Annotated in this window: 15 protein-coding genes; 7 read left to right on the top strand and 8 right to left on the bottom strand. The window is 49.6% G+C overall.

Annotation, left to right across the window (positions count from 1 at the left end; translation table 11 throughout):
* Positions 1–157 precede the first annotated feature (157 nt).
* Entirely contained in the window at positions 158–1,969 is a 1,812-nt protein-coding gene (locus GN278_09420) for an adenylate/guanylate cyclase domain-containing protein (GenBank protein ID XAT60932.1), read from the top strand.
* A 65-nt stretch (positions 1,970–2,034) separates the two neighbouring features.
* Here GN278_09420 and GN278_09415 read toward each other — a convergent pair whose 3' ends face one another.
* Entirely contained in the window at positions 2,035–2,604 is a 570-nt protein-coding gene (locus GN278_09415) for a DUF882 domain-containing protein (protein XAT60931.1), read from the bottom strand.
* Between the two features lie 305 nt (positions 2,605–2,909).
* Here GN278_09415 and GN278_09410 point away from each other — a divergent pair, with 305 nt between their 5' ends.
* Genes GN278_09410 through GN278_09395 form a run of 4 tightly spaced genes read left to right on the top strand, consistent with a single transcriptional unit; the run spans position 2,910 to position 7,168 of the window.
* Positions 2,910–4,544, top strand: a complete 1,635-nt coding sequence (locus tag GN278_09410) for a L,D-transpeptidase family protein (GenBank protein ID XAT62619.1) — start codon at positions 2,910–2,912, stop codon at positions 4,542–4,544.
* 25 nt (positions 4,545–4,569) lie between these two features.
* On the top strand, positions 4,570–5,664 hold the full coding sequence (gene lpxD / locus GN278_09405; GenBank protein ID XAT60930.1) for a UDP-3-O-(3-hydroxymyristoyl)glucosamine N-acyltransferase: 1,095 nt from the start codon (positions 4,570–4,572) through the stop codon (positions 5,662–5,664).
* Positions 5,665–5,699: 35 nt separating this feature from the next.
* Positions 5,700–5,957: an acyl carrier protein gene (locus GN278_09400; GenBank protein ID XAT60929.1), complete on the top strand. Its 258-nt coding sequence runs from the start codon at positions 5,700–5,702 to the stop codon at positions 5,955–5,957.
* Complete coding sequence (locus tag GN278_09395; protein ID XAT60928.1) at positions 5,954–7,168, top strand: beta-ketoacyl-ACP synthase II; 1,215 nt, start codon at positions 5,954–5,956, stop codon at positions 7,166–7,168. The genes GN278_09400 and GN278_09395 overlap by 4 nt, the downstream gene beginning before the upstream one ends.
* A 16-nt stretch (positions 7,169–7,184) precedes the next feature.
* Here GN278_09395 and GN278_09390 read toward each other — a convergent pair whose 3' ends face one another.
* On the bottom strand, positions 7,185–8,957 hold the full coding sequence (locus tag GN278_09390; GenBank protein XAT60927.1) for an ATP-binding cassette domain-containing protein: 1,773 nt from the start codon (positions 8,955–8,957) through the stop codon (positions 7,185–7,187).
* A gap of 681 nt (positions 8,958–9,638) precedes the next feature.
* Here GN278_09390 and GN278_09385 point away from each other — a divergent pair.
* A complete protein-coding gene (locus GN278_09385) occupies positions 9,639–10,346 on the top strand; it encodes a hypothetical protein (protein XAT60926.1) in 708 nt (235 codons plus the stop codon).
* A gap of 75 nt (positions 10,347–10,421) precedes the next feature.
* Here GN278_09385 and GN278_09380 read toward each other — a convergent pair whose 3' ends face one another.
* From GN278_09380 to GN278_09365, 4 genes are all read right to left on the bottom strand, one after another.
* Entirely contained in the window at positions 10,422–11,021 is a 600-nt protein-coding gene (locus tag GN278_09380; GenBank protein XAT62618.1) for an NTP transferase domain-containing protein, read from the bottom strand.
* Between the two features lie 100 nt (positions 11,022–11,121).
* The gene (locus GN278_09375) at positions 11,122–13,509 is read right to left on the bottom strand and encodes an FAD-dependent oxidoreductase (protein XAT62617.1); all 2,388 of its coding nucleotides are present in this window, start codon (positions 13,507–13,509) and stop codon (positions 11,122–11,124) included.
* Positions 13,510–13,761: 252 nt separating this feature from the next.
* On the bottom strand, positions 13,762–17,358 hold the full coding sequence (locus GN278_09370; protein XAT60925.1) for a 5-oxoprolinase: 3,597 nt from the start codon (positions 17,356–17,358) through the stop codon (positions 13,762–13,764).
* 154 nt (positions 17,359–17,512) lie between these two features.
* On the bottom strand, positions 17,513–18,820 hold the full coding sequence (locus GN278_09365) for a DUF21 domain-containing protein (GenBank protein XAT60924.1): 1,308 nt from the start codon (positions 18,818–18,820) through the stop codon (positions 17,513–17,515).
* A 70-nt stretch (positions 18,821–18,890) separates the two neighbouring features.
* On the opposite strand from GN278_09365, the gene GN278_09360 reads away from it, so the two are divergent.
* Positions 18,891–19,706, top strand: a complete 816-nt coding sequence (locus GN278_09360) for a metallophosphoesterase (protein ID XAT60923.1) — start codon at positions 18,891–18,893, stop codon at positions 19,704–19,706.
* Here GN278_09360 and GN278_09355 read toward each other — a convergent pair.
* Together GN278_09355 and GN278_09350 are read right to left on the bottom strand one after the other, a co-directional pair.
* Entirely contained in the window at positions 19,646–20,614 is a 969-nt protein-coding gene (locus GN278_09355; GenBank protein XAT60922.1) for a tyrosine recombinase, read from the bottom strand. The two genes, GN278_09360 and GN278_09355, sit on opposite strands and share 61 nt — an antisense overlap.
* Positions 20,614–22,146 carry a hypothetical protein gene (locus GN278_09350; GenBank protein XAT60921.1) on the bottom strand — a complete coding sequence of 511 codons (1,533 nt, stop codon included), beginning with the start codon at positions 22,144–22,146 and terminating at the stop codon, positions 20,614–20,616. Before GN278_09350 ends, GN278_09355 begins: the two co-directional genes overlap by 1 nt.
* Between the last annotated feature and the right edge of the window lie 133 nt (positions 22,147–22,279).

Here is a 22,279-nt window from a genome sequence, read left to right as displayed (position 1 = left end):
ATACTTTTGTCTGTCTATCTGCCCATTTGGTATGGGCATTGGGCAAAGGGGTGGCAGGGTATGATTTGAATTGCTGATAGAATTCAATGATATATTTTAAGCTTTATAAACCAGCTTCTGTTCAGTGCTTAGAACATTATCTAATTGGAGAACCAAATTGCGGTCCGTTAATAGAAAATTTGCAACCATTTTAGCCACGGATTGCGTTGGATTTAGCAAGCATATGCTTGAAAACGAAGAACAAACCTTGGAAAGCTTAAACGCATGCCGGGAAATCATTGATGCGTTTATTGCCAAACATGGTGGCCGAATTTTCCATACAGCAGGAGATTCTGTACTGGCTGAATTTGCCAGCCCTGTTGAATCGGTAAACTGTGCAATTAATTTTCAAGAGGCGATTTCCGAAAGAAACAAGGGCATCGAAGCCCAAGATCAGGGTAAGGTAGAGGATACAAAGCTTGTTTGGCGCGTGGGTATTCATTGTGACGATGTGATCGTTGAGAAAGAAAATGTTTATGGCAACGGTGTTAATATTGCGGCTCGCTTAGAGGCCCAATGTACCCCAGGTCAAATTTTAGTGTCGCGCTTGATTAATGAACAGGTGGCTTCCCGGATAGAAGCCATATCCCGCGCTGCTGGTACTAAAAAGCTCAAAAATATTTCTAGCGAATTTGAAGTCTTTACGATTTCCACCAATCAGACAGCGGCGGCAGAAGAAGTTGCCGAGGTTGAAGAGGAAAAGGAAGACATTAAACGTGATATCAAGCCCATCTTGTCGGTGTTGCCGTTTAAAAACATGAATGCGAACGAGGACAGCTCGTTTTTGATCGATGGTATTTACGAAGATATCCTAACCGAATTGTCTATGGTGCGGCAATTGTCGATCGTGTCGCGCCAGTCCAGTGTTAATTTTGCCGGTAGTGATGATGATTTGGACGATTTTATCAAACAGTTCAAAGTCAATTACATGATTCAGGGATCTGTGCGGTCATCGGGCAATAAAGTACGGGTGACTGTTTCGCTGATTGAAACCGATGCCAACGAGATTTTGTGGAGCAAACGGTTTGATCGCAGCATTGATGATATTTTTGAAGTGCAAGATGAAATTGTGCGAAGCGTAACCCAAGAAATATTGGGCGAAATTGAGCTGGTGAGCCTGCAGCGGGCCAAACGTAAGCCAACCGAAAATATGAGTTCCTATGAGTTTTTGCTCAAAGGCAAGGAAATGCACCACCAGTTTGAAAGTGCCTCTAATAAGTTGGCGCTCGAAATGTTTGATGCTGCAATTGCAGCGGATCCAAACAATGCACAGGCCTATGCCTGGAAGGCCTGCACCCTTGGCCAGGGCATGGCGCGGGGCTTTATTCAACGCTCTTTCGAAGAACTGGTACCCGAATTTAGCAAGCTTCTAGATACGGCGGTCAAGATAGATGCAAATGATTTTGAATGTCACCGCCTGCTCTCTGCCGTTTACAGCGGAACCGGAAAGCTAAAGCTGGCTGTTGAGCATGGTAAAAAAGCCTATGATATGGTGCCCAACGACCCGCGAATTTTGCAGCAATACGGCGAGGCGCTGCTTAAAACGGGTGGTACGAAAAAGGGCTGTGACCTGACGCTCTTGGCGCTTGAATATGATCCGGTTCCGCAAGGGCAGACCAACGGCGACAAGCGTAAAGCCGATGCGGTATTTGCCTGTTTTATGGATGACCGTATTGATCAGGGCCTGTCTTTGGCCGAAGAAATTGAAAGCCGCGATGCGCGGACTTTACTTTGTGCAGCGGCGCTGGCGGTTGAGAAATTCTCAGGCCTTAAAGATGTCTCTTGGTTGGTGAATGACCTCAAAATTACCGATGCTACAAGTTTAGAGCCAGTGATTGATAACTTTGGGCAAATTGACCTAGTGGTGCAAAGCACATTGCGTGAAGTCTTCGTCGATCACATGGCGCCGCATTGCCGGATCGCTGCGTAAGCTTTCTGAGGCTATAAGGCAGGGGGCCCATAAAGGGCAGACGTGAAACTTGATCTTATCGCTGTTCAGCGACCCCAAGTGCGGACCGGTCCGCAATCCAAGTGTACAAAGCGCGAGCGCGAATAGCTGCCTACGCCGCCGGCTTGGCAGGAGCGCGCAGCGCGCGCCAGTTGACGGACTGAACGTGATGAAAGCCGTAAGTCGGCCGCTTGGCCCGTAATGTGCAGCGATTTCTTCGCCACCGACCGTGACCGACGCCGTAGCATCGCATTGGTTTTGGCGCTGCGATATCCTGATAGAAGTTGAAACGGTTCACTGGTGTCCAAAAGACGATGGGTAGCCGCCATAATGTCAATGGTCCGAAGGTCGATATCTTTGATCTCATTGCGCCGCCAGTCACGCATGATCATGCTTATCTCATCAACAGCTTCTTTAAAATACTCGCCGTCAATCCAGTAAACAGCTTTGCAATCTTCACCGCTGCGCCGCGAGTAAATGTTGATAAAGCGGCAATCACCTGCGCCTTTCACATAGCCGGCTGCGCGTGAATATACTGGTGCCGCGACAAGTGCCGTCGCGGCGAACGCTCCGAGCAAACCACGCCGGGTTATCATTTTATTAGATGTTTCAACCATCACGCGTTGTCTTTTCTTATCTGCGCCCATTGGCATGGGTACAGGTCGCTTGTATCTCCCCAGATAGCAAGGCTTATTGCATAAAAACCCTGTTCAACCAAGTCAAAAATAAACGCCACAAGGTTTGAGAGTTGATTTGCGCATTATCCTGCTTGTTTAAATATCTTCGCTGAGCTCAGCACCCTCAAACAAAGATAGCAAAAGCGGTTCGCTATCTTGAATGTGATTGGACAAATGAGTAAGTCTTTAGCATAGATTAGAAGTCACTCAATTGACCTTTAGGGCGTTAAATCATGATCCACTTTATGATCGGCAAATCAACTTTTTACACGGCACGCTTCTTACTGTTTTTAAGTGTTGCGTTTTTCATGTTTTCAACACTGTTCTCGACAGGGTCCGCAGCAGAAAATATTGGTTTTCGGCTTGCTCTTGCCAAAACGCTTGAAAGTCGCGAAACAGCACTTTCCTTTTATCAAAGTCGTAATTTCACACCAATTTGGGTCAACCCAAGCCCCTCAGCTCAGGCGCGGCGTAACGCCCTTATTCAGGCCCTTGAGACTGCTGATACCCATGGGCTTCCAAAATATAAATATGGCCTTAATAGGTTGCTGGCGCTTAGTCGCACTGCAAAATCACAATATGATTTGGGTGTGCTAGAGGGTCAGATGACGCTGTCCTTTCTGCGATATTCTGCTGATGTTCATACTGGTTTGGTGGTTCCTAAAAAAGTCGACGAAAATATTTTTCGTAAGGTCAATTATCTTGATGACGCGGCTTATTTGAACCCGCTTTTATCGACAGGTGCTGAACAGTTTTTTGCGCTTTTGTCGCCGCAAACAGACAATTACCGCAATCTATTGGCGGCACGTCAGGATTTTCTTGCTGTGCTTAAAACAGGTGGATGGGGTCCACAGTTAATCGAAGAACAATTGCGCCCGGGTGAACGTGGTCCGGCGGTCGTGGCGTTGAGAAACCGTTTGATAGAGCAGGGGTATATGGAAAACACTCTGTCTGATCGGTATGGAAAAATCTTGCGCAGCGCAGTGCAGCGATTTCAAAAAGATCATGGCCTATCCCCTGATGGCGTGGCAGGGCCAATGACATTGGCTGAGTTAAACGTTTCTGTAAAAGATCGTTTAAAAGCCATCAGCGTGGCTATGGAACGTGAACGATGGAACAATGGTGAAAACTGGCTCGATCTGCCAAAGAGCGCACGACAAATTCAAGTAAACCTCACTGATTTTTCGGCCAAAATTTTAGACGATGGTGTCGTGGTTTTTGAAACGCGTTCCGTGATTGGGGCCAATGATGAAAAGCGCCGAAGCCCTGAATTTTCGGATCGGATGGAACATATGGTTGTCAATCCGACATGGAATGTACCGCGTTCGATCACCGTAGGGGAATATTTGCCCGAACTGCAATTGGATCCATTTGCGTTAAGCGAGTTGACGTTAATCAGCCCAGAAGGCGAAGAAGTAGATCGTTTTGAGGTTAACTTTAATGATTATACTCCGGAAGATTTTCCATATGATTTGAAACAGAAGCCATCGCATAGTAATGCTCTTGGGCTGGTTAAATTTATGTTTCCCAACCCGCATAATATTTATTTGCATGACACACCGCAAAAAGCGCTTTTTTCTAGGGATGAACGTGCGTTTTCCCACGGCTGTATACGGCTGCACCAACCATTTGATTTTGCCTATGCGCTCTTGGCGCGGCAAACCAGTACGCCGAAAAAAAGGTTCCAGACCGCATTGGATCTAGGCCAAGAGAATATAATATTCTTGCGGCAGCCGGTTCCGGTTCATATCATTTATCGCACTGCGGTAACCGCGCCTAACGGACGGATCGGTTTTCGCCGCGATATATATGGGCGCGATGCCCAGATATTTGCCGCTTTGCAAAAAGCAGGGGTGGTCATAACCTCAAATCAAGGGTAATCCATAGCCCAATATGGGAATGGTGATGGACTATCAGGTTAAACAGATTGGCAAAGCTCTAGGCGCTAAAGTTTTTGGCGATGGCGATATTATTGTCTCTGGCGTGGCCGAACCCTCCCAAGCCAAAGCTAACGATATTGCTTTGGCGATGGATGCAAAATACGCCGCTGATTTGCCCAAAGGACAAGCGCAAGTCGCCATGCTTTGGCCTGGTGCTGATTGGCAAGCGATGGGGCTTCGCGCTGCGATAGTTGCCCCACGGCCGCGCTTTTCCTTATCAGGGCTATCAGAAATGATGGATCCGGGGCAATCCGCGCAAAACGGCATTCATCCAACTGCAGTGATCGAAAACAGCGCAACTTTGGGCCAAGATGTGGCAATTGGACCTTTCTGTTATATCGGGAAAGAGGCTGTGATTGGCGATAATGCCCAAATAAGTGCGCAGTGCTACATCGGAAGCGGAGCAAAATTAGGCAGGGATGCCAAACTGCGCGAAGCGGTTAAAATCGGTGCGAGGGTGACGATCGGTGATCGATTTATTGCCCAGCCTGGCGTGGTGGTAGGCGGAGATGGGTTTTCTTTTGTTACGCCAGAAGTATCTGCAGTTGAGCATGTGCGCAGCAGCTTGGGTGAAGAGCGCGGTGAGCTTAGCGCTCAAAGCTGGTCTCGCATCCATTCTTTGGGCAGTGTCAGGATTGGCAATGATGTGGAACTTGGTGCCAATAGCTGCGTTGACAGCGGCACAGTACGCGATACGGTGATCGGCAATGGGGTCAAATGCGATAACCTCTCCCAGATCGGGCATAATGTGCAGATCGGCAATGATTGTCTTATTTGTGCGCAGGTTGGTATTGCCGGCTCGGCGCGGATTGGTAATCATGTTGTTTTAGGTGGGCAAACAGGTATTAGCGATAATGTCTTTGTCGGTGATCATGTAATCACAGGTGGTGCGACAAAAGTACTGTCCAATGTTCCGGCAGGCCGTGTTATGCTTGGCTATCCTGCCATAAAGATGGATCAGCATTTAGAAACCTACAAAGCTTTACGCCGTCTTCCGAGATTATTTCGCGAAGTGGCAAAGTTGCAAAAAGCAGTTTTCAAGCCAACAGGGAAAAACTAATTTTAGCCTTGCAAGTCGATAAGGGAAGAAGTGCAATGAGCGTTCAAAACAAAGTAATTGATATTATTGCTGAGCAAGCGGTGCTCGACCCTGCGGACGTAACGCTGGACAGTACCTTGGAAAGCTTGGGAATTGACAGTTTAGGGTTGGTCGAAAGTATTTTCGCAATTGAGGAAGCCTTTGATATTCAGGTGCCCTTCAATGCCAATAATCCCAGTGAGAGTGATTTTGATATCTCAAGCGTTGATAGTATCATCGCCGGTATTAGCGCATTGGTGGCCCAGCAATCGTGAAACGGGTTGTCATCACTGGGGCAGGCACCATAAATGCTCTTGGCCAGAACGTAGCGCAGACCGAAGAAGCGATGCGCGAAGGGCGTTGCGGTATTGGACCTCTGGACTTTCGCGATGTAGACCGGCTGGCGATTAAAATCGGTGGTCAGGTGCGCGATTTCAAAGCTGAGCAGGGGTTTAATCGCCAGCAAATGACGCTTTACGATCGCTTTACCCAATTTGCCCTGCTGGCCACCAAAGAAGCTTTGGGGCAGGCGGGTCTAAGCTTTGCGGGTGAGCTTGCCGCAAAATCCGGCGTGGTCTTGGGCACCGCAGGCGGGGGTGTCAGCACATGGGATGATAATTACCGCGCGGTCTACGAAGAGGGCAAAAACCGCGTGCATCCCTTTGTTGTGCCCAAATTGATGAACAATGCGGCGGCCAGTCATATTTCAATAGAATACAACCTGAAAGGCCCCAGCTTCACGGTGTCCACAGCCTGCGCAAGCTCAAACCATGCGATGGCACAGGCGTTTCAAATGGTGCGCTCGGGCATGGCGCCAACCATGCTCGCGGGGGGCTCGGAGTCTATGCTGTGCTTTGGTGGTGTTAAAGCTTGGGAAGGACTTCGTGTGATGAGCCATGATGCCTGCCGGCCGTTTTCAGCCAACAGAAACGGAATGGTGCAGGGCGAGGGCGCAGCGGTCTTTGTGTTTGAAGAGCTAGAGCACGCCAAGGCGCGCGGCGCGGACATTCAGGCTGAGGTGGCCGGTTTTGCGATGTCGTCAGATGCCTCTGATATTGTGATGCCTTCAAAACAAGGGGCAGGGCGCGCCATTGCGGGCGCACTCAGTGATGCGCGGCTGGCACCTGAGGATGTGACCTATATCAACGCCCATGGCACCGGCACTTCGGCGAATGATAAAACCGAATGCGCTGCTGTTGCAGGGGTTTTTGGCCGCCATGCCGACCAGTTGATGATCAGTTCAACCAAATCCATGCATGGCCATCTGATCGGCGGCACTGGCGCAGTTGAATTGCTAGCCTGTATTATGGCGGTGCGGGACGGGGTGATAGCCCCCACCATCGGCTATGAAGAACCTGATCCGGAATGTGCGCTTGATGTGGTTCCCAATCAAGCCCGCGAAGTGAATGTCGAAGCGACCCTCAGTAATGCTTTTGCCTTTGGCGGGCTAAACGCGGTTTTGGCGCTGCGAAAATTTAACGGCTAGCTGCACCGCACAAAAATCAACGAGATTGCAGGCTTTCTTTGGGTTTGCTTTGTGCCATGCACATGCTGGCGTAAAGCCCGTTTTCCGAAATCAAATGCGCATGCGTGCCCGCTTCGATCACCCGTCCACTGTCGAGCACATAAATATGGTCTGCATCCTGAATACCGGATAGTTTATGAGCCACCACAATAGTGGTTTTCCCGTGCTGCAATTCTTGAAATGCCAAATTAACACTTTCTTCGGTGATGGCATCCAACGCCGAGGTGGCTTCATCCAGCAATAAAACAGGGGCTGGTTTTAAAAACGCTCTGGCGATGGCAATCCGCTGTTTTTGGCCGCCAGACAGCAAATTTCCTTTTGGCCCCACCGAGGCATCCCCGCGAGAAAGCATCAAATCATCAATGCGCGCCAGTTGCGCAGCTTTTAGTACCGCCTCATCGCTGGCGTCTGGATCAGCATAGCGAATGTTATCTTTAATGCTTTTATCAAAAATAACCACATCCTGCGCAACGATAGAAAACTTGTCGCGAACAGAGCGAAGAGTGAAATCTTTGATATCGTGACCATTGAACAAAACTTTGCCAGATGTAAGTTCATAAAGCCGTGTGATAAGGCTTAGAACTGTTGTTTTACCTGATCCTGTGGCGCCAACAATGGCGGTTTTTTGCCCCGCTTTGAATGTTAGATTCAAATCGTTGAACAGCGCTTCAGAGGGGGTGTAGCCAAAGCGCCCACTGGCGATTTTAATCTCGATATCTTTGGCGTCAAAGACTTTGGCATCGTCGCGGTCACTGACTTCTCGCTCGGTCAGCATTAAGCTGCGGATACTATCAAGCAGGATCAGGCTGGCTTGCAGTTTGGCAAAAAATTGCGCCAATAACCTAGCCGGATCAAAAATAATCACCAGTCCGAGCAAAAAGGAAATAATCGATGCGCCATCGATATCAAACTGGTCCGATAGCGCCATATATCCGCCGCCGCCCACCACAAGCATATAGACCACGGCCGAAGACAGATCGATAGATGGCAACATCAGGGCTTCGCTTTGCTGCAGTTTGACAAACAGCGATTTAATCCCCGAAGAGGCCTCTACCATACGGTTAATTTCCGGCTTTTCCTGACGCGCCATTTTGATCGTCCGCATGCCGCCGGCCATCTCGTCAATATTGCTCATGTAGCGGCCCAGAACGGATTCAAAATTACGCCGGATAACCTTGATGCGCGCGGAAACGAAATGCATCATCAAGAAAATAACCGGCAATGCCACCAAGGCCGAACAGAACAGCAGGGGCGATTTGTAAATTAAATAGCCCGATACAATCACGATAATCACGAAATCCCGTAGGGCATTCACGGTGGCCTGTCCTACAAATAGACCAAGATCCTGAACCTGATTGACCAAGCGCAGGATAAGGTCTGTGGAATGTGTGCTGTCAAAAAACTTCTGATCGAAATAGAGTACGCGGGTGATTAAATCTGATCGCATTTGAAAAATGGCTTCGCCGGCAAGCCGTGCCGAGAGGCTGGGAATGAAATAGGACGTAGCAGCCCGCACAGCAAAGATGCCAAAGATTAACGCGCAAACCTCAAACAGATCGCGCAGATCGCCTTGGGTAAAAATCACCCTTAGGCCGGTTTCAGTGATGGCCAGAAATTGTTGAAGAACGACCCCCTGAAGAACAATCATCAAGAAAATCACAAACAGCCAGCCGGTTTTTTGCTTTAGGTAATCGCTCCAGAACCAGCGCATATTGGCAATATCTTTGGGCGTGAACAATTTTTTACGCATTGAGTTGTTATGCCTGCACCGGGAACGCTTTGGGTCTGTTCCTATAGTGCTTTCAACAGATTTTCAATCAACCAAACTTTGGACAATTAAAACCTGCAAAACTTAGCCGATCCTAAACCGCTCTTGCGGTGGATATATTTGAAGCTGACCAAAACTGTTTTTCACAGCCACTTATGGCTGACGCTGCTTTCACCAAAGAATTCTTGATACAACAAATTTATTGTAGTTCCAAATAGTGGGTAGGTGATTCGCATATATGGAAGCGGCAGAGGCTGTCTGTTGCCACCCTAGATACAATGATGATCTCATGGACGTTTTAGTTTTGTTTTTTTTGTCGGGCGCATTCTATTTTTAAAAATAAATTTTTTCTCTTACCTAAAATTTAGATAAATAAGTTCACTTAACATAATGAATATAATACATAAAAATGAATATCTTTATGATATGTTATTGAGTTTCTCGATCGCCTCACTTTTGACAAAAATATCCTAAAGTATATATATTAGTATTCGTAAGGATTAGGTTGATGGCGTGTTCACGGGGGCGGGCACTTTTATTAAAAGCTTTAGTTAAATTCCAGCCAATTATTTTATCAGTCTGGTTGGAAGTTTCGTGATTGGTAATTGGTAGTTGTTAAAAGTGCCAAAGCGCGATTTAGGGATTTGGTTGGGACTAATATTTATGTCGGAACAACATTTTGACCGAAATACTTCATGGGATCGGGTTAGTTCGACGGCGGTTCCTATTGTTTTAGATTTTAGCACTCAGTTTGCTGCAGAAGAGCACTCGTATTCGCAGGGTTATCACTGTGGGTTTTGTGACGAGAGCATGATAGCGACAAAACACGGGTTGGCTCCGGTTTCACAATTATCCGTTGGTACACCTATTTTGACCCGCGATCATGGATATCAACCTTTGGCAGGTTTATTGCGATGCCCTGATCGTCCAGCAAACAGAGGATTTAAAACGGTCCTAATTCGGAAAGGTGCCCTAGGCTGCAACCTTCCGATGGAAGACATATATATGCCGGCTGAGCAACTTTTGCTAGTCTTGGATACGCCCGCTGCAACCGGTTTTTGCGAATATCTGGTTCGCGCCGAAGATCTGATTCAAGATCGGGCTGGTGTGCGGTATCAAACGAACCAGGGCTCTATATTTGCCGTTCTATTCGAAAACCATGAAATTATTCTGGCAAACGGCATTTGGTCCTCATCAAGTTTTATGCCTTCAGATGCCTGCAGCACTATTTTAACGGCAGCACAAAATGCACTTTTGGCGGTAGAGGAACCCAATCCAATTGCCATCAGCCGCCCAGTTATGAGTGGCACCCGCGCAAAACAGAAGTTTTCTCGCACCAACCGCGCGCTTGGGATTTATGGATCAAACTAAGTGCGGCACTGATGAAATCGGAAAAATAGCTCAGGAATGCATGTAGGTTTAAAAATTATTACAAACATCAAAACCTCACTTAGGTTCTGACAGCCATTCCTGCCATTCCTCGGGCGTATCAAGATCTGTGGTTGCATTAAGATGCGGCAGTTTGACGAGCTGTTGTAAATGCTTATTTGCCTGAATGATTGCCTGTGCTCCGCGATCACCCGAGAGCCTCTGAAGATTATGAAATACGGATTTTGGAAATATGACCGGATGCCCAGGTTGACCTTTTGCTGTGCAGGCCTGAACAATTAAGTGCGGCGCTTTAAAAAACGCTTTCATCACAGTGCCGAAGTCAATTTGTGTTATCTCAGGCATATCTGCGGGCACAATCATTACCCCATCTAAATCTTTTGAGGCAAGCAGCGAAATCCCCGCTGCAATTGATCTCCCCATGCCCAAATGCGCTTCGGGAACTGATACTATCTGCAAATCAAGATCAAGTAGATAACTCGCTCGTGGATGGGCTGCATCCGGCAATGTTATCGCAACAACACAGCCGGTTGCACATGCTGAAAGGGCAATGCGCTTGATTTGTTCAACCCCATCAATTTTATGAGTCAGCTTGTCATCGCCGCGCATCCGGGATGATTTGCCCGCTGCCAAGATTAAAATGCCAATTTGAACCATAGCCAAGAATACAGCTATCGATCCATTTAACAAAACATTTTTTTGCAAACCTGACCCAAAGCAATCTAAAGCTAGGACAGAGAGCGATAATTTACTCGGCTCAAACCTTCAGCAAAGGGCTATCCAGCAATTGAGCGGCGCACTTCTGGCCAAGAATTTCAATCTCGGCCGTGAGTCCGGGCGTTACCCGTTCGGCAGGAATAAGCGCCAGCGCAATTGATTTACCCGCATAATGCGAATAGCCGCCTGATGTGCAAAACCCTACCACAGCCCCCTCCATCCAGACCGGCTCATAGGCAACAACATCTGCATCATTCGCCATCACCTCAAAGGCCACAAGCCTCCGAGCTGAGCCATTTTTCCTTTCTTCAAGTGCAGCCTCTTTCCCAATAAATTCAATGGGTTTTGACCATGATATAAAGCGGTCAAGGCCGGTTTCCGCCGGGGTGTAGTCGGGGGAATATTCGGATAACCATGACCCAAAGAACCGATCTAGCCGAAGGCTCATCATGGCCCGCATGCCAAAGGGTTTAAGCCCAAAGGCTTGCCCTTTGGACCACAAACTGTGCCAAAGCTGCCGCTGCTCAGAGGCCTGACAGTAAATTTCATAGCCAAGATCACCGGTATAACTGACACGTTGCACCAAACAAGGGATCATCCCAACAACAATCTTACGAACATCCATAAACTTGATGTCCGAGATATCCGAGCCTGCCGCAGCCTTTAAAAGCGCCTGCGCTTTGGGGCCGGCAATCTGAAATCCAGTCCGTTCATCCGAGATATTTTCAACCTCAACTTCCCCACATAAATTACTGATAAACCAACGCATATGATAGTTTTGACTGCCATAACTTGCGATCAGGAAAAACTCGTTTTCAGACAGACAAGACACGGTAAAATCGCCTATCAGCCGCCCCTTAGGTGACAGCATCGGCGTTAAGCTCATTCTTCCCGGTTTTGGAATCCGGCCTGCCATAATACGATTTAGCCAACTTCGTGCCCCGTCTCCGGTGACTTTATATTTGCCAAAATTATGGGTTTCATTGATCCCGACAGTGTCGCGCACAGCCCGAACCTCGCGCCGTGTGGCCTCAAAGGCGTTTGAGCGGCGAAAAGAGGGCGTTTCAAAACGCGGCTCATCGTCTTGGGCAAAATAATTTACAACCTCAAGCCCGTACTGCGCGCCCCAAACCGCCCCCATCGCATCAAAGATGTCGTACATCGGTGTGGTCCGCAGCGGCCGCGCCGCAGGCAGTTCTTCGTTCGGATAACTCACAGAGAATCGTTTTTGGTAGTTTTCGATAACCTTGGGAAGCGTATAGCCGGGGCTGATCCAATCGCCAAAGCGTGCAACATCCATGGCCATAGTATTGCGCTCTGGTTCTCCTTCGATCATCCATTGGGCCAACATAAGCCCCACACCGCCGCCCTGGCTAAAGCCCGCCATTACCCCGCAAGCGGCCCAGTAATTGCGCACCCCGGGCACCGGTCCAACCAGAGGATTACCATCCGGCGCAAAGGTGAAAGGTCCATGAATAACCGATTTTACACCGGCGCTTTGAAGCACTGGAAAGCGGCGATAGGCAAACTCGATACTGTCGTTAATCTTGTCAAAGTCATCCGGCAAAAGCTCATGGCCAAAATTCCAAGGCGTTCCATCAACGGCCCAGGGTTTGCAGGCTTGTTCATAAAACCCAATGCACAATCCGCGCCCTTCCTGACGTAAATAGCTTTCGCCCGCAGGGTCCATAACATGCGGGTGCTCTTGATCTCGCTCATATATTTGCGGCACATCGTCGGTGACAATATATTGATGCTCCATCGGGTGCAGAGGAAAATATAGACCGGCCATCGCCCCCACTTCGCGTGCCCAAAGTCCAGCGGCATTGACCACATGCTCTGCATGAATGCAGCCCTTATCGGTGGTGATATCCCAGCTGCCATCGGCGCGCTGCTCGGTGGCTGTCACTTTGGTGTGGGTGATGATATCTGCGCCGCCCATACGGGCCGCTTTGGCATAGGCATGGGTGGTGCCCGACGGATCCAGATGACCGTCAAGCGGATCATAAAGCGCCCCGATAATGCCATCGGTATTGGTGATGGGGGCAATTTCACGTATTTGCTCAGGACCGACAATTTCGGTCTCCAACCCCATATAGCGATGTTTCGCCCGCTCGGCCAAAAGCATGTCGAACCGGTCTTGGTTATCGGCAAGTGTAATGCCGCCCACATGGTGCAAACCGCAGGACATGCCGGTGATGTCTTCCAATTCTTTATAAAGCTTGATGGTATACCCCTGCAGCGCTGCCATATTGGTATCGCCATTTAGCGTGTGAAACCCGCCCGCCGCGTGCCATGTAGAGCCCGAGGTTAAGTCCGAGCGCTCGATTAACAACACATCGGACCATCCCAGTTTGGTCAGATGGTACAACACACTGCAGCCGACAACGCCGCCGCCAATAACTGCGACTTGGGTGGTGGTTTTCATCAAAGCCTCGCTTTCCTTGCCTTTCAACTTCCGTAACATGCGTGCATTTCGCAAGCCGTAGACCGACATCCTCTGTCGGAAAAGATCATTTTTCACTGGCAGAATGTGCAATATATCGAATGCTACGGTAGGAAAGCCACCTTAGTTTTATGCTATCAGATGGCTTATAGCCATTGCGGATAGCCTTTTTACAAAAGTTCCAATTTTTCTTTTGCTCAAATACTCAAATGCCGCTCACTGCTTCAGGACGTGTTATATTTGCGCAAAATACCCACCCCCGCCAGGTGTGTGCATGATAAACACATCCCCCGCGCTCATCTGTGCTGCATCATTGCCCTGCAGCTTTTCTAATGCCCCATCTTGCCGCGCGATCATGTTTTCTCCGCATTTTCCTGCACCGCCGCCCATGGATCCAGTGGGCTCAGTTACACGGTGAGACGATAAAACAGTCACTGTCATCGGCTCTAAGAAGGCCAACTTGCGGGTGATGCCATCGCCGCCGCTATAGGCCCCTTGGCCGCCTGAACCATGGCGAATGGAAAATTCATCAACCCGCACCGGAAAGCGGCTTTCCAGAACCTCGGGATCTGTCATTCGGGTGTTGGTCATATGGCTGTGCACAGCGCTGGCGCCGCAAAAGTCAGGACCGGCGCCAGTGCCGCCGCCAATGGTTTCATAGTTTTGATAGCGTTCATTGCCATAGACAAAGTTGTTCATTGTGCCCTGCGAGCCGGCAATCACGCCCAAAGCGCCGTAAAGCGTATCCGCGATCGCTTGGCTTACTTCGGTGTTGCCGGATATCACGGCAGCGGGATAGCGGGGGTTGATCATTGATCCGTCTGGGATGCGAATATCAAGCGGCTTCAGACAGCCTTCATTCATCGGAATATCGGCGCCAACAAGAGTGCGAAAGACATATAACACCACAGCGCGGCAAATCGAGCGCGGCGCATTGTAATTCTGCCGGTCCTGCGGCGACGTGCCGGTAAAATCAATCACCGCTTTGCGCGCAGATTTATCCACTTCGATTTTTACGGCTATTTCGGCGCCGCTGTCCAAAGGATAGCGAAATGAGCAATCTTTAAGCACATCAAGCACCCGGCGCACGCTTTCTTCGGCATTGTCCTGAACATGGCCCATATAGGCGTGCACCACATCCAGTCCAAAATGATCTACGGTTTTGCGCAGCCCCTCTGCGCCGGTGGCATTGGCGGCAATTTGTGCGCCCAGATCGGCCATATTTTGATCGATATTGCGACAAGGATACCGCGCTGAGGCCAATAGATCGCGGGTTTCACTCTCTTGAAACACACCTTTGCTTACCAATAAAAAATTATCAATCAGCACGCCTTCTTCTTCAATATGCTGGCTGTCGGGTGGCGCAGAGCCGGGGGTTTTGCCGCCGATATCCGCATGATGCCCGCGCGAGGCAACCAGAAAAATAATATCCGTTTCGCAGTCATCAAAAACCGGAGTGATGACTGTGACATCTGGCAAATGGGTGCCGCCATTGAACGGATTGTTCATCATGAACACATCCCCGGGTCGGATTTTCCCCTCATTTTGCTGCAAAATGCGGCGCACACTTTCACTCATCGAGCCAAGATGTACGGGCACATGTGGCGCATTGGCCACCAGATCCCCCTCAGGGCCAAAAATTGCGCAGGAAAAGTCGAGCCGCTCTTTGATGTTTACCGAATAGGCCGTATTGGCCAAAGTGGCCCCCATTTGCTCGGCAGTAGACATAAAAAGATTATTAAACACCTCAAGCATGACCGGATCGACCGAGGTGCCAATGGCCTCGGCCCGCATTATCGGCTCGATACGTCTTAGAACCAAATTTCCGCCGTCTATAGTTTCTGCCTGCCAGCCCCGATCAATCACATTGGTGCCGGTGTCTTCAAAGATAACCGCTGGCCCCGTGAGTTTTTGTCCTTTTTGCAAGCTGGCGCGGTCAATGAGCGCCACCGTGCTTCCTGCGCCATTTTCATAGAGCTCCGTGACTTTATCAGCGGCGGCTTTGGGGCTGCTTTCCACCGAAGCTGAAGCTGCCTCTCCTGTGGCCCCGATTGCTTCCGAGCTTAAGAGATCAATAATAAGCTGTTGATATTTAGGGATAAAGCCAAACCGTTTTAGATGAGCTGCGTCAAAATCGGACCGCATCTTTTGCTCAGAGCCAAACGCCACCTCTAAGGTTTGCTGTGAACCAGCGGTGCGAATATGGGCAATGCGCGACAGTGTGATGTGATCGGGCATAATGCCCTGATCAAGCACTTCTTGCCGGGTTGTTGCCTCGAGCTTGGTGAAAATTTCTTCAGCTTGGGCAGTTTGAGAAATATCTTCTGCAAATTGATGCTCGCGCATGGATCTTATATCGGCCAGACCCATTCCAAAGGCCGACAGCACCCCGGCATAGGGGTGAATAAAGATGCTTTTTATCCCAAGAACATCGGCCACTTGGCAGGCATGCTGCCCGCCTGCGCCGCCAAAACAGTTCAAAGTATATTGCGTGACATCATAGCCGCGCTGAACCGAAATCTTTTTAATCGCGTTGGCCATGTTTTCGACCGCAATGCGCAAAAAGCCTTCGGCCAGGTCTTCGGCCGATTTTTGCGCCTGACCGGTTTCTGCGGCGATTTGTTTGGATAACTTCTCAAACAGATCGCGAACGACTTTTGGGTCGAGCGGTTGATCGGCATTCGGGCCAAAGACATGGGGAAATTGATCCGGCTGCAATTTACCCAAAAGCACATTGCAATCCGTCACGGTTAGCGGTCCGCCGCGGCGGTAACAGGCGGGGCCGGGGTTTGCCCCGGCGCTGTGCGGGCCAACCTGCATGCGGCCATTTGCAAAGCTTAAAATAGATCCGCCACCCGCTGCCACGGTATGAATACTCATCATCGGGGCCCGCATCCGCACCCCGGCCACTTCGGTTTCAAAGGACCGCTCATAGTCGCCTGCAAAATGGCACACATCTGTGGATGTACCGCCCATGTCGAACCCGATAAGCTTGTCAAAGCCAGCGGCCTGTGCGCTTTTGACCATGCCTACAACGCCGCCCGCAGGGCCGGATAATATGGCGTCTTTGCCCTGAAACAGTCCCGCATCGGTCAACCCGCCATTGGATTGCATGAACATCAAGGCGCCGCCGGACTGAAGCCCGTCGCCGAGCGCATCGCTGACCTGCTGAACATAGCGGCGCAGGATCGGGGAGAGATAGGCGTCGACAACTGTGGTGTCCCCACGCCCGACTAGTTTTATCAAGGGGCTGGTCTGGTGGCTAAGGGAAATCTGAGTAAAGCCTTCTTGGCGTGCAATTTCACCAATTTTTAGCTCATGATTATGAAATCTGTAACTGTGCATCAAAGCTACGGCGACCGATCGAAAACCGCTGGCATAGGCATCGCGGAGGCTATTTCGCACGGCGTTCTCATCCAGAGGGGTGATCACCTCACCTTGCGCTGTTACCCGCTCGGGGACTTCAACAGCACGTTCATAAAGCTGTTCCGGCAGCTTGATATTAAGATCAAACAGCTTTGGCCGGTTTTGATAGCCAATGCGCAATAAATCCCCAAGCCCCTGCGTGATCAATAAGAGCGTTCGCTCGCCCTTGCGCTCAAGCAAAGCATTGGTGGCGACCGTGGTGCCCATTTTGACTGCCGAGATCGAATGCTTCGGGATCGGATCACCAGAGGCAAGTTTTAAGAGTTCTCTAATGCCTTGAACCGCGGCATCTTTATACTGCTCGGGGTTTTCCGATAAAAGCTTATGCGAGTGCAATGTGCCCTCGGGCGCGCGGCCTACAATATCGGTAAAGGTACCGCCACGATCTACCCAGAATTGCCACATTAGTCAGGTCTCCTTTGATCGCAAAGATCTTTTCCCTTGCTAATGTGATAAGTGTCTATGATTTACTGTCAATACAACAGTGATGGCATCCACAATGCGATGTCTGGGACAGCCAATAAAAGAGCGATCCGCAAAGGTTATCTTTACCAACGGTTCAAATTGGACGAATCTTGAGTTCCGTGATCCGGTTGGCTTCGCGGCCTGTGACCTCAAAGCGAAACCCGTGAAAGCTAAACACCTGACCAATGCTTGGGATCATCTGGGCTTCATGCATCACCAAACCGGCTATGGTATTTGCCTCTTCGTCGGGCAGGGTCCATTCCGTGGCGCGATTGAAGTCCCGAATTGTCATAGTGCCTTCGACCAGAAAATGACCGTCCTCTGATTTTGCGATCGGGTCTTCTTCGCTTTCATCAAATTCATCAGTAATCTCACCGACAATTTCTTCCAGAATATCTTCTAGAGTGATTAAACCCTCTAGGCTTCCATATTCATCAACCACCAATGCAAAATGCGTATGGCGATGCAAAAACTGCCGCATTTGATCATCAAGTGCAGTTGTGTCGGGGACAAAATACGGCTCCATCGCCACTTCGCGAATATCGAACCCCTCTAGCGCTTGCAGCGGTTGGTTGGTCTCGCTTACGATGCGGTACATGGTGCGGGCCAAATCTTTGGCATGGATGACACCAATAATATTCTCAGGTTCATTTTTATACACGGGTAGCCGTGTATGGCTGCTTTCCAAACATTGGTTCAAGATCGCCATCGGCGTTTGATCAGCATCAATCATTTCAATGCTAGAGCGGTGAAGCATGATCTCTTCAACAGTGCGATCGGACAAATCAAGCGCACCTAAAATGCGGTCACGGTCCTCTTTTTCCACTACGCCTTCGGAATGGCCCAGTTTAAGAGCGCCTGCGATTTCATCGCGCACCGCATGAATTTGCTGATTTGCATCGGTTTTAACCCCGAATATCCGCAAAACTCCCCGAACCAGTAAACGCACAGCCGAAACAATTGGTGCAAAAATTGAGGTAATTATTTGAATAGGCCGGCTGGCCCGCGCGGCAGCCGTTTCCGCATTGGTGATGGCATAGGATTTTGGTAAAACTTCTGCAAAAATCAAAATAAGCAGGGTCATAACCAAAGTTGCAAGGGCTACACCAGACTCGCCAAACAGCCGTGTGAACAGCGCGGTTGCCAGTGAAGTGGCTAAAATATTGACAAGATTATTGCCCAGCAGAACTGATCCGATCAGACGTTCATTGTCTTCGGTGATATTCAGCGCTCTTTGCGCACCGCGCGAGCCTTTGTCTGCCAAAGATCGCAGCTTGGCCCTCGATGCCGCCGTGAGCGCCGTTTCGCTGCCAGAAAAAAAGCCAGAAAGCACCAGCAAGCCTAGGATCGCAATCACTGTGATCCAAAAAGCTGTGTCATTCATTAAAGATGTCGGTTCCATTTTCCTCGGTTCAGTATTAACGTCCTGCTTGTTATGGGGTTTCCGCGCCTACGGATCAAGGGATCATCAGATGGAATATATTGATTTGGGCGCGCGCGATGAGCCAGTGTTGCTATTTGGCGGCAGCTATTCGAATGCTCATGCAACACATGCCATGAAGAATTGGGCCACTGCGCATAAAATCGCGGATGATCACTGTATTATGACCGGCGATTCTGTGGCTTACTGTGCGCATCCAAACGAAACTGTTGATTTAATTCGTGGGTTTGGCGCCGCAATGGTGGCTGGAAACTGCGAAAAACAACTGGCAAATGACGCGCAGGATTGTGGCTGTGGATTTGAACAGGGTAGTTTATGCGATCGACTTTCCGCAGGATGGTTCCACTTTGCAACTGGGCAGCTGCGCACTGATCTGCGCCGCTGGATGACGACTTTACCTGATATAATCATCTTTTCCCATCAAGAGTTGCGTGTGGCTGTTATTCACGGTGGAGTAAGTGATATTGCGCATTTTTTATGGCCCAATTCACCTCAAGCCGAATTTGAGACTGAAATTAAAGTGCTTCGGCACTATGTGGGTGACGTCGATCTGGTGGTTGCAGGGCATTGCGGGTTTGCATTTTCCCGTCAAATTGGCCCTGTGACTTGGATCAATGCCGGCGCTATTGGGATGCCCGCGCATTGCGGTGATCCGCGCACCCGATTTGCCGTTCTTGAAAACCAAAAAACACAGTTTCATCATCTTGCTTATGACCATTACGCGGCATCGCAGGCCATGAAGGACGCAGGTTTACATCAAGGCTATCACAAAAGTTTGCTTGACGGCTATTGGCCATCGGAAGAAGTTTTACCGGCCGAACTGCGCCGCGAGCTGGCCATTGGGTGATTATTAAGCACCAGATCGCGCAGACGGGTTTCCAGAACATGAGTGTATATTTCAGTGGTAGAAATATCGCTGTGCCCAAGCAGGGTTTGTATGACGCGTAAATCTGCGCCATTTGACAACAGATGCGTGGCAAAAGCATGGCGGATGGTATGCGGCGTAACTTTATTGGGATCAATATTGGCGAGAACGGCCCATGCTTTGATCCGCAGATAAAACCAGTGGCGGGTAAAATGGCCCAATTTGCCCCTCGATGGAAATAAGTAAATCGACCCAGCGCGGCCCTGCTTTTTAGCCAGCGCTTCATTTTGATCGCGTAGCGCCAACCATGCGGCCAAAGCCTTTTTTGCCGGAGGCGATAGCGGAACAAGTCGTTCTTTGTCGCCCTTACCACGGATCAAAAGCATCGAGGGATCGCCGCGCGCGCTGGAGATTGGCAGCGCCATCAACTCGCTCACCCGCATCCCTGTGGCGTATAGAAGTTGCATTAAACAGCTGTCACGGGCCCGCGCTTCATTTGTTTTTCCCGCCTTCTCAGAAGCAATCAAAAGCAGATCAACCTCGTCCATGCTTAGTGTCTTTGGTAGATGCTTACTGCGGCCCGGACCCGAAATTTGCAGTGTCGGATTATCGTCCCGCCAGTTTTCTTCAACTGCAAAGCGGTAAAACTGTTTTACCGCAGACAGGCGCCGGGCACGGGTTGCGCTGGCAAGACCTATTTGGTTTAGCTGCGTCAGATAGGCCTCGATCTGGGGCTGTTTGAGTTGCAATAGCGTTTGTTTGTTATTTGCAGCCCAGTCGGAAAAGTCTCTTAAATCAAGTGCATAGGCGCTGATGGTATTTTTTGCCGCGCCTGCCTCGGCTGACTTAGCGTCCAAAAAATCTGCAATACGCCGTAGGTCTTTATCCATCAATTCGCCAATAGCACAAGCGCAAGCGTTGCGCGTCGCGCGGTATCTTCCAATCCGATAAGCCTTAAAGTGGACAAAGCTTCTAGAAGATCTTGAAGATCGCCTGACGCACCTTTTTCAAACTGTATCATAGCGTTCAGAATGACTTCACCCAATTTTCCTTGGCTCATCAACTGATTAACCGAATAAGGAACACGGGGATCATTAAAGGCATCCTGTATGGTTTTTTCAAACTCGCTTTTGGGGCTAAAAGTAGAAAAGTCGCCTGTGGCAATCGAAACCAAAAATGCGTCCTGTTCAGACATCGGTGAAATTATTTGGGCAGCGGTTTCATAGCTTGGTGATAAAAGTGCAATTTTTGCAGCCAATTGAGCACCGCCGCCGCTTAGCTCTGCAGATAGAAGGCGCGCTGAAAAAATTCGTGCGATTGGGGCGGCGAGCGGTGTTTCGCCCAATAACTGCCAAGCCTCAACGAGGTTCAAAGCAATCGCTGAACCATTTTCATCAAGCAGCGCTTGATCAAGGTTTTGTATGACCGAAATACGATCCCAAATGCCGCCTGATGCAGCAGGCTCATTGTCTGTATAAATTCCCAAGAAGCGATTATCGCCCAAAGCGCCAAACTCAATAAGGCGCTCTGCGGCTTGCAATTGCGCTTTCCAGCCATGCTCGCCAGATAGATCACTGACCGCAAAGGCGCGGGGCAAAGACGCGGCGGTCAAAGGTTCGCCGATTGCCTCATAAAGCCGAAATTCCAATGGCGTGGGCGCACTCGAAGGCGGCAATTGTATTGCCAGAGTGTCAAAGGCCTCATCCTCTAGAAAAAGTTGTATCAAAGCAGTTTTGCGCGCCGAAATCGTTCCTAAAGCCGAGGTTGTATCAAGCATCAAAGTTGCTGTGAGCCAATCCCCGCGTCGCGCAAGACAGTAAATCCGTGCATCGTCATGGGGATAAGATGGCCCCAATTGTAAAACCTGATCACAGGCGGGCTGCAGCGTGTCGCTCAGCAAGCTTAGATCAAATAGCAGGGGAACCAAAGGCGCGGGCAGCGGGGCTGCACGTTCGACAAGTGCAAGGGCCGGATCTATCGCGCCATAGTCAATTAATTTCTTTAGTCGTGCAGCAAAGAAGGTAAATTTTCCTTCACTGTCGCTTGGGGCATCACCTTCAGCCAATAGCACGCGCAGGGTCAGGCTTTGGATGGCCGGATTATGGCTAACGGGTACATTGCCCAACAAAGTGACGAGATCTTTGGTGCTGCTGTTGTGCCACATTGTGAGCGGAAAACCGGTGACCGAGGGCGGCAAAAGCCCCACAGAGTCACTTTGAATTTCACTAAGGGTGCTTACCTCTATATCTGGACGGTTCACTGAACTGGATACTGGCGGTTCGCTCGGTTTGATTGGGTTTTGACCGGGCTCGGTTACAAGTCCAAGGCGTTGCTCATCCAGCCAATCTATTGCCGACAGTGGGGTTTCAGCCGCTAAATAACCGGGTAGCAGCAAGGCAATGGCAAAAAACCTAGCTTTCATTCAGAATCACTGGCTCCTGCGTTAACGTTCGTACCGGATCAAATGAAACCCCGAAATAGGGCCCGATATAGGTATATATCACAAGGGCCACAAAACATATAACGATGAAAACAAAAATCCATTTTAGCAAACG

It is taken from the genome of Rhodobacteraceae bacterium Araon29 (assembly GCA_039640505.1).
In the GTDB taxonomy this organism is placed as follows: Bacteria; Pseudomonadota; Alphaproteobacteria; order Rhodobacterales; family Rhodobacteraceae; genus CABZJG01.
Note: the sequence above shows the minus strand (reverse complement) of the source record. Positions and strands in the feature narration are given on the sequence as shown.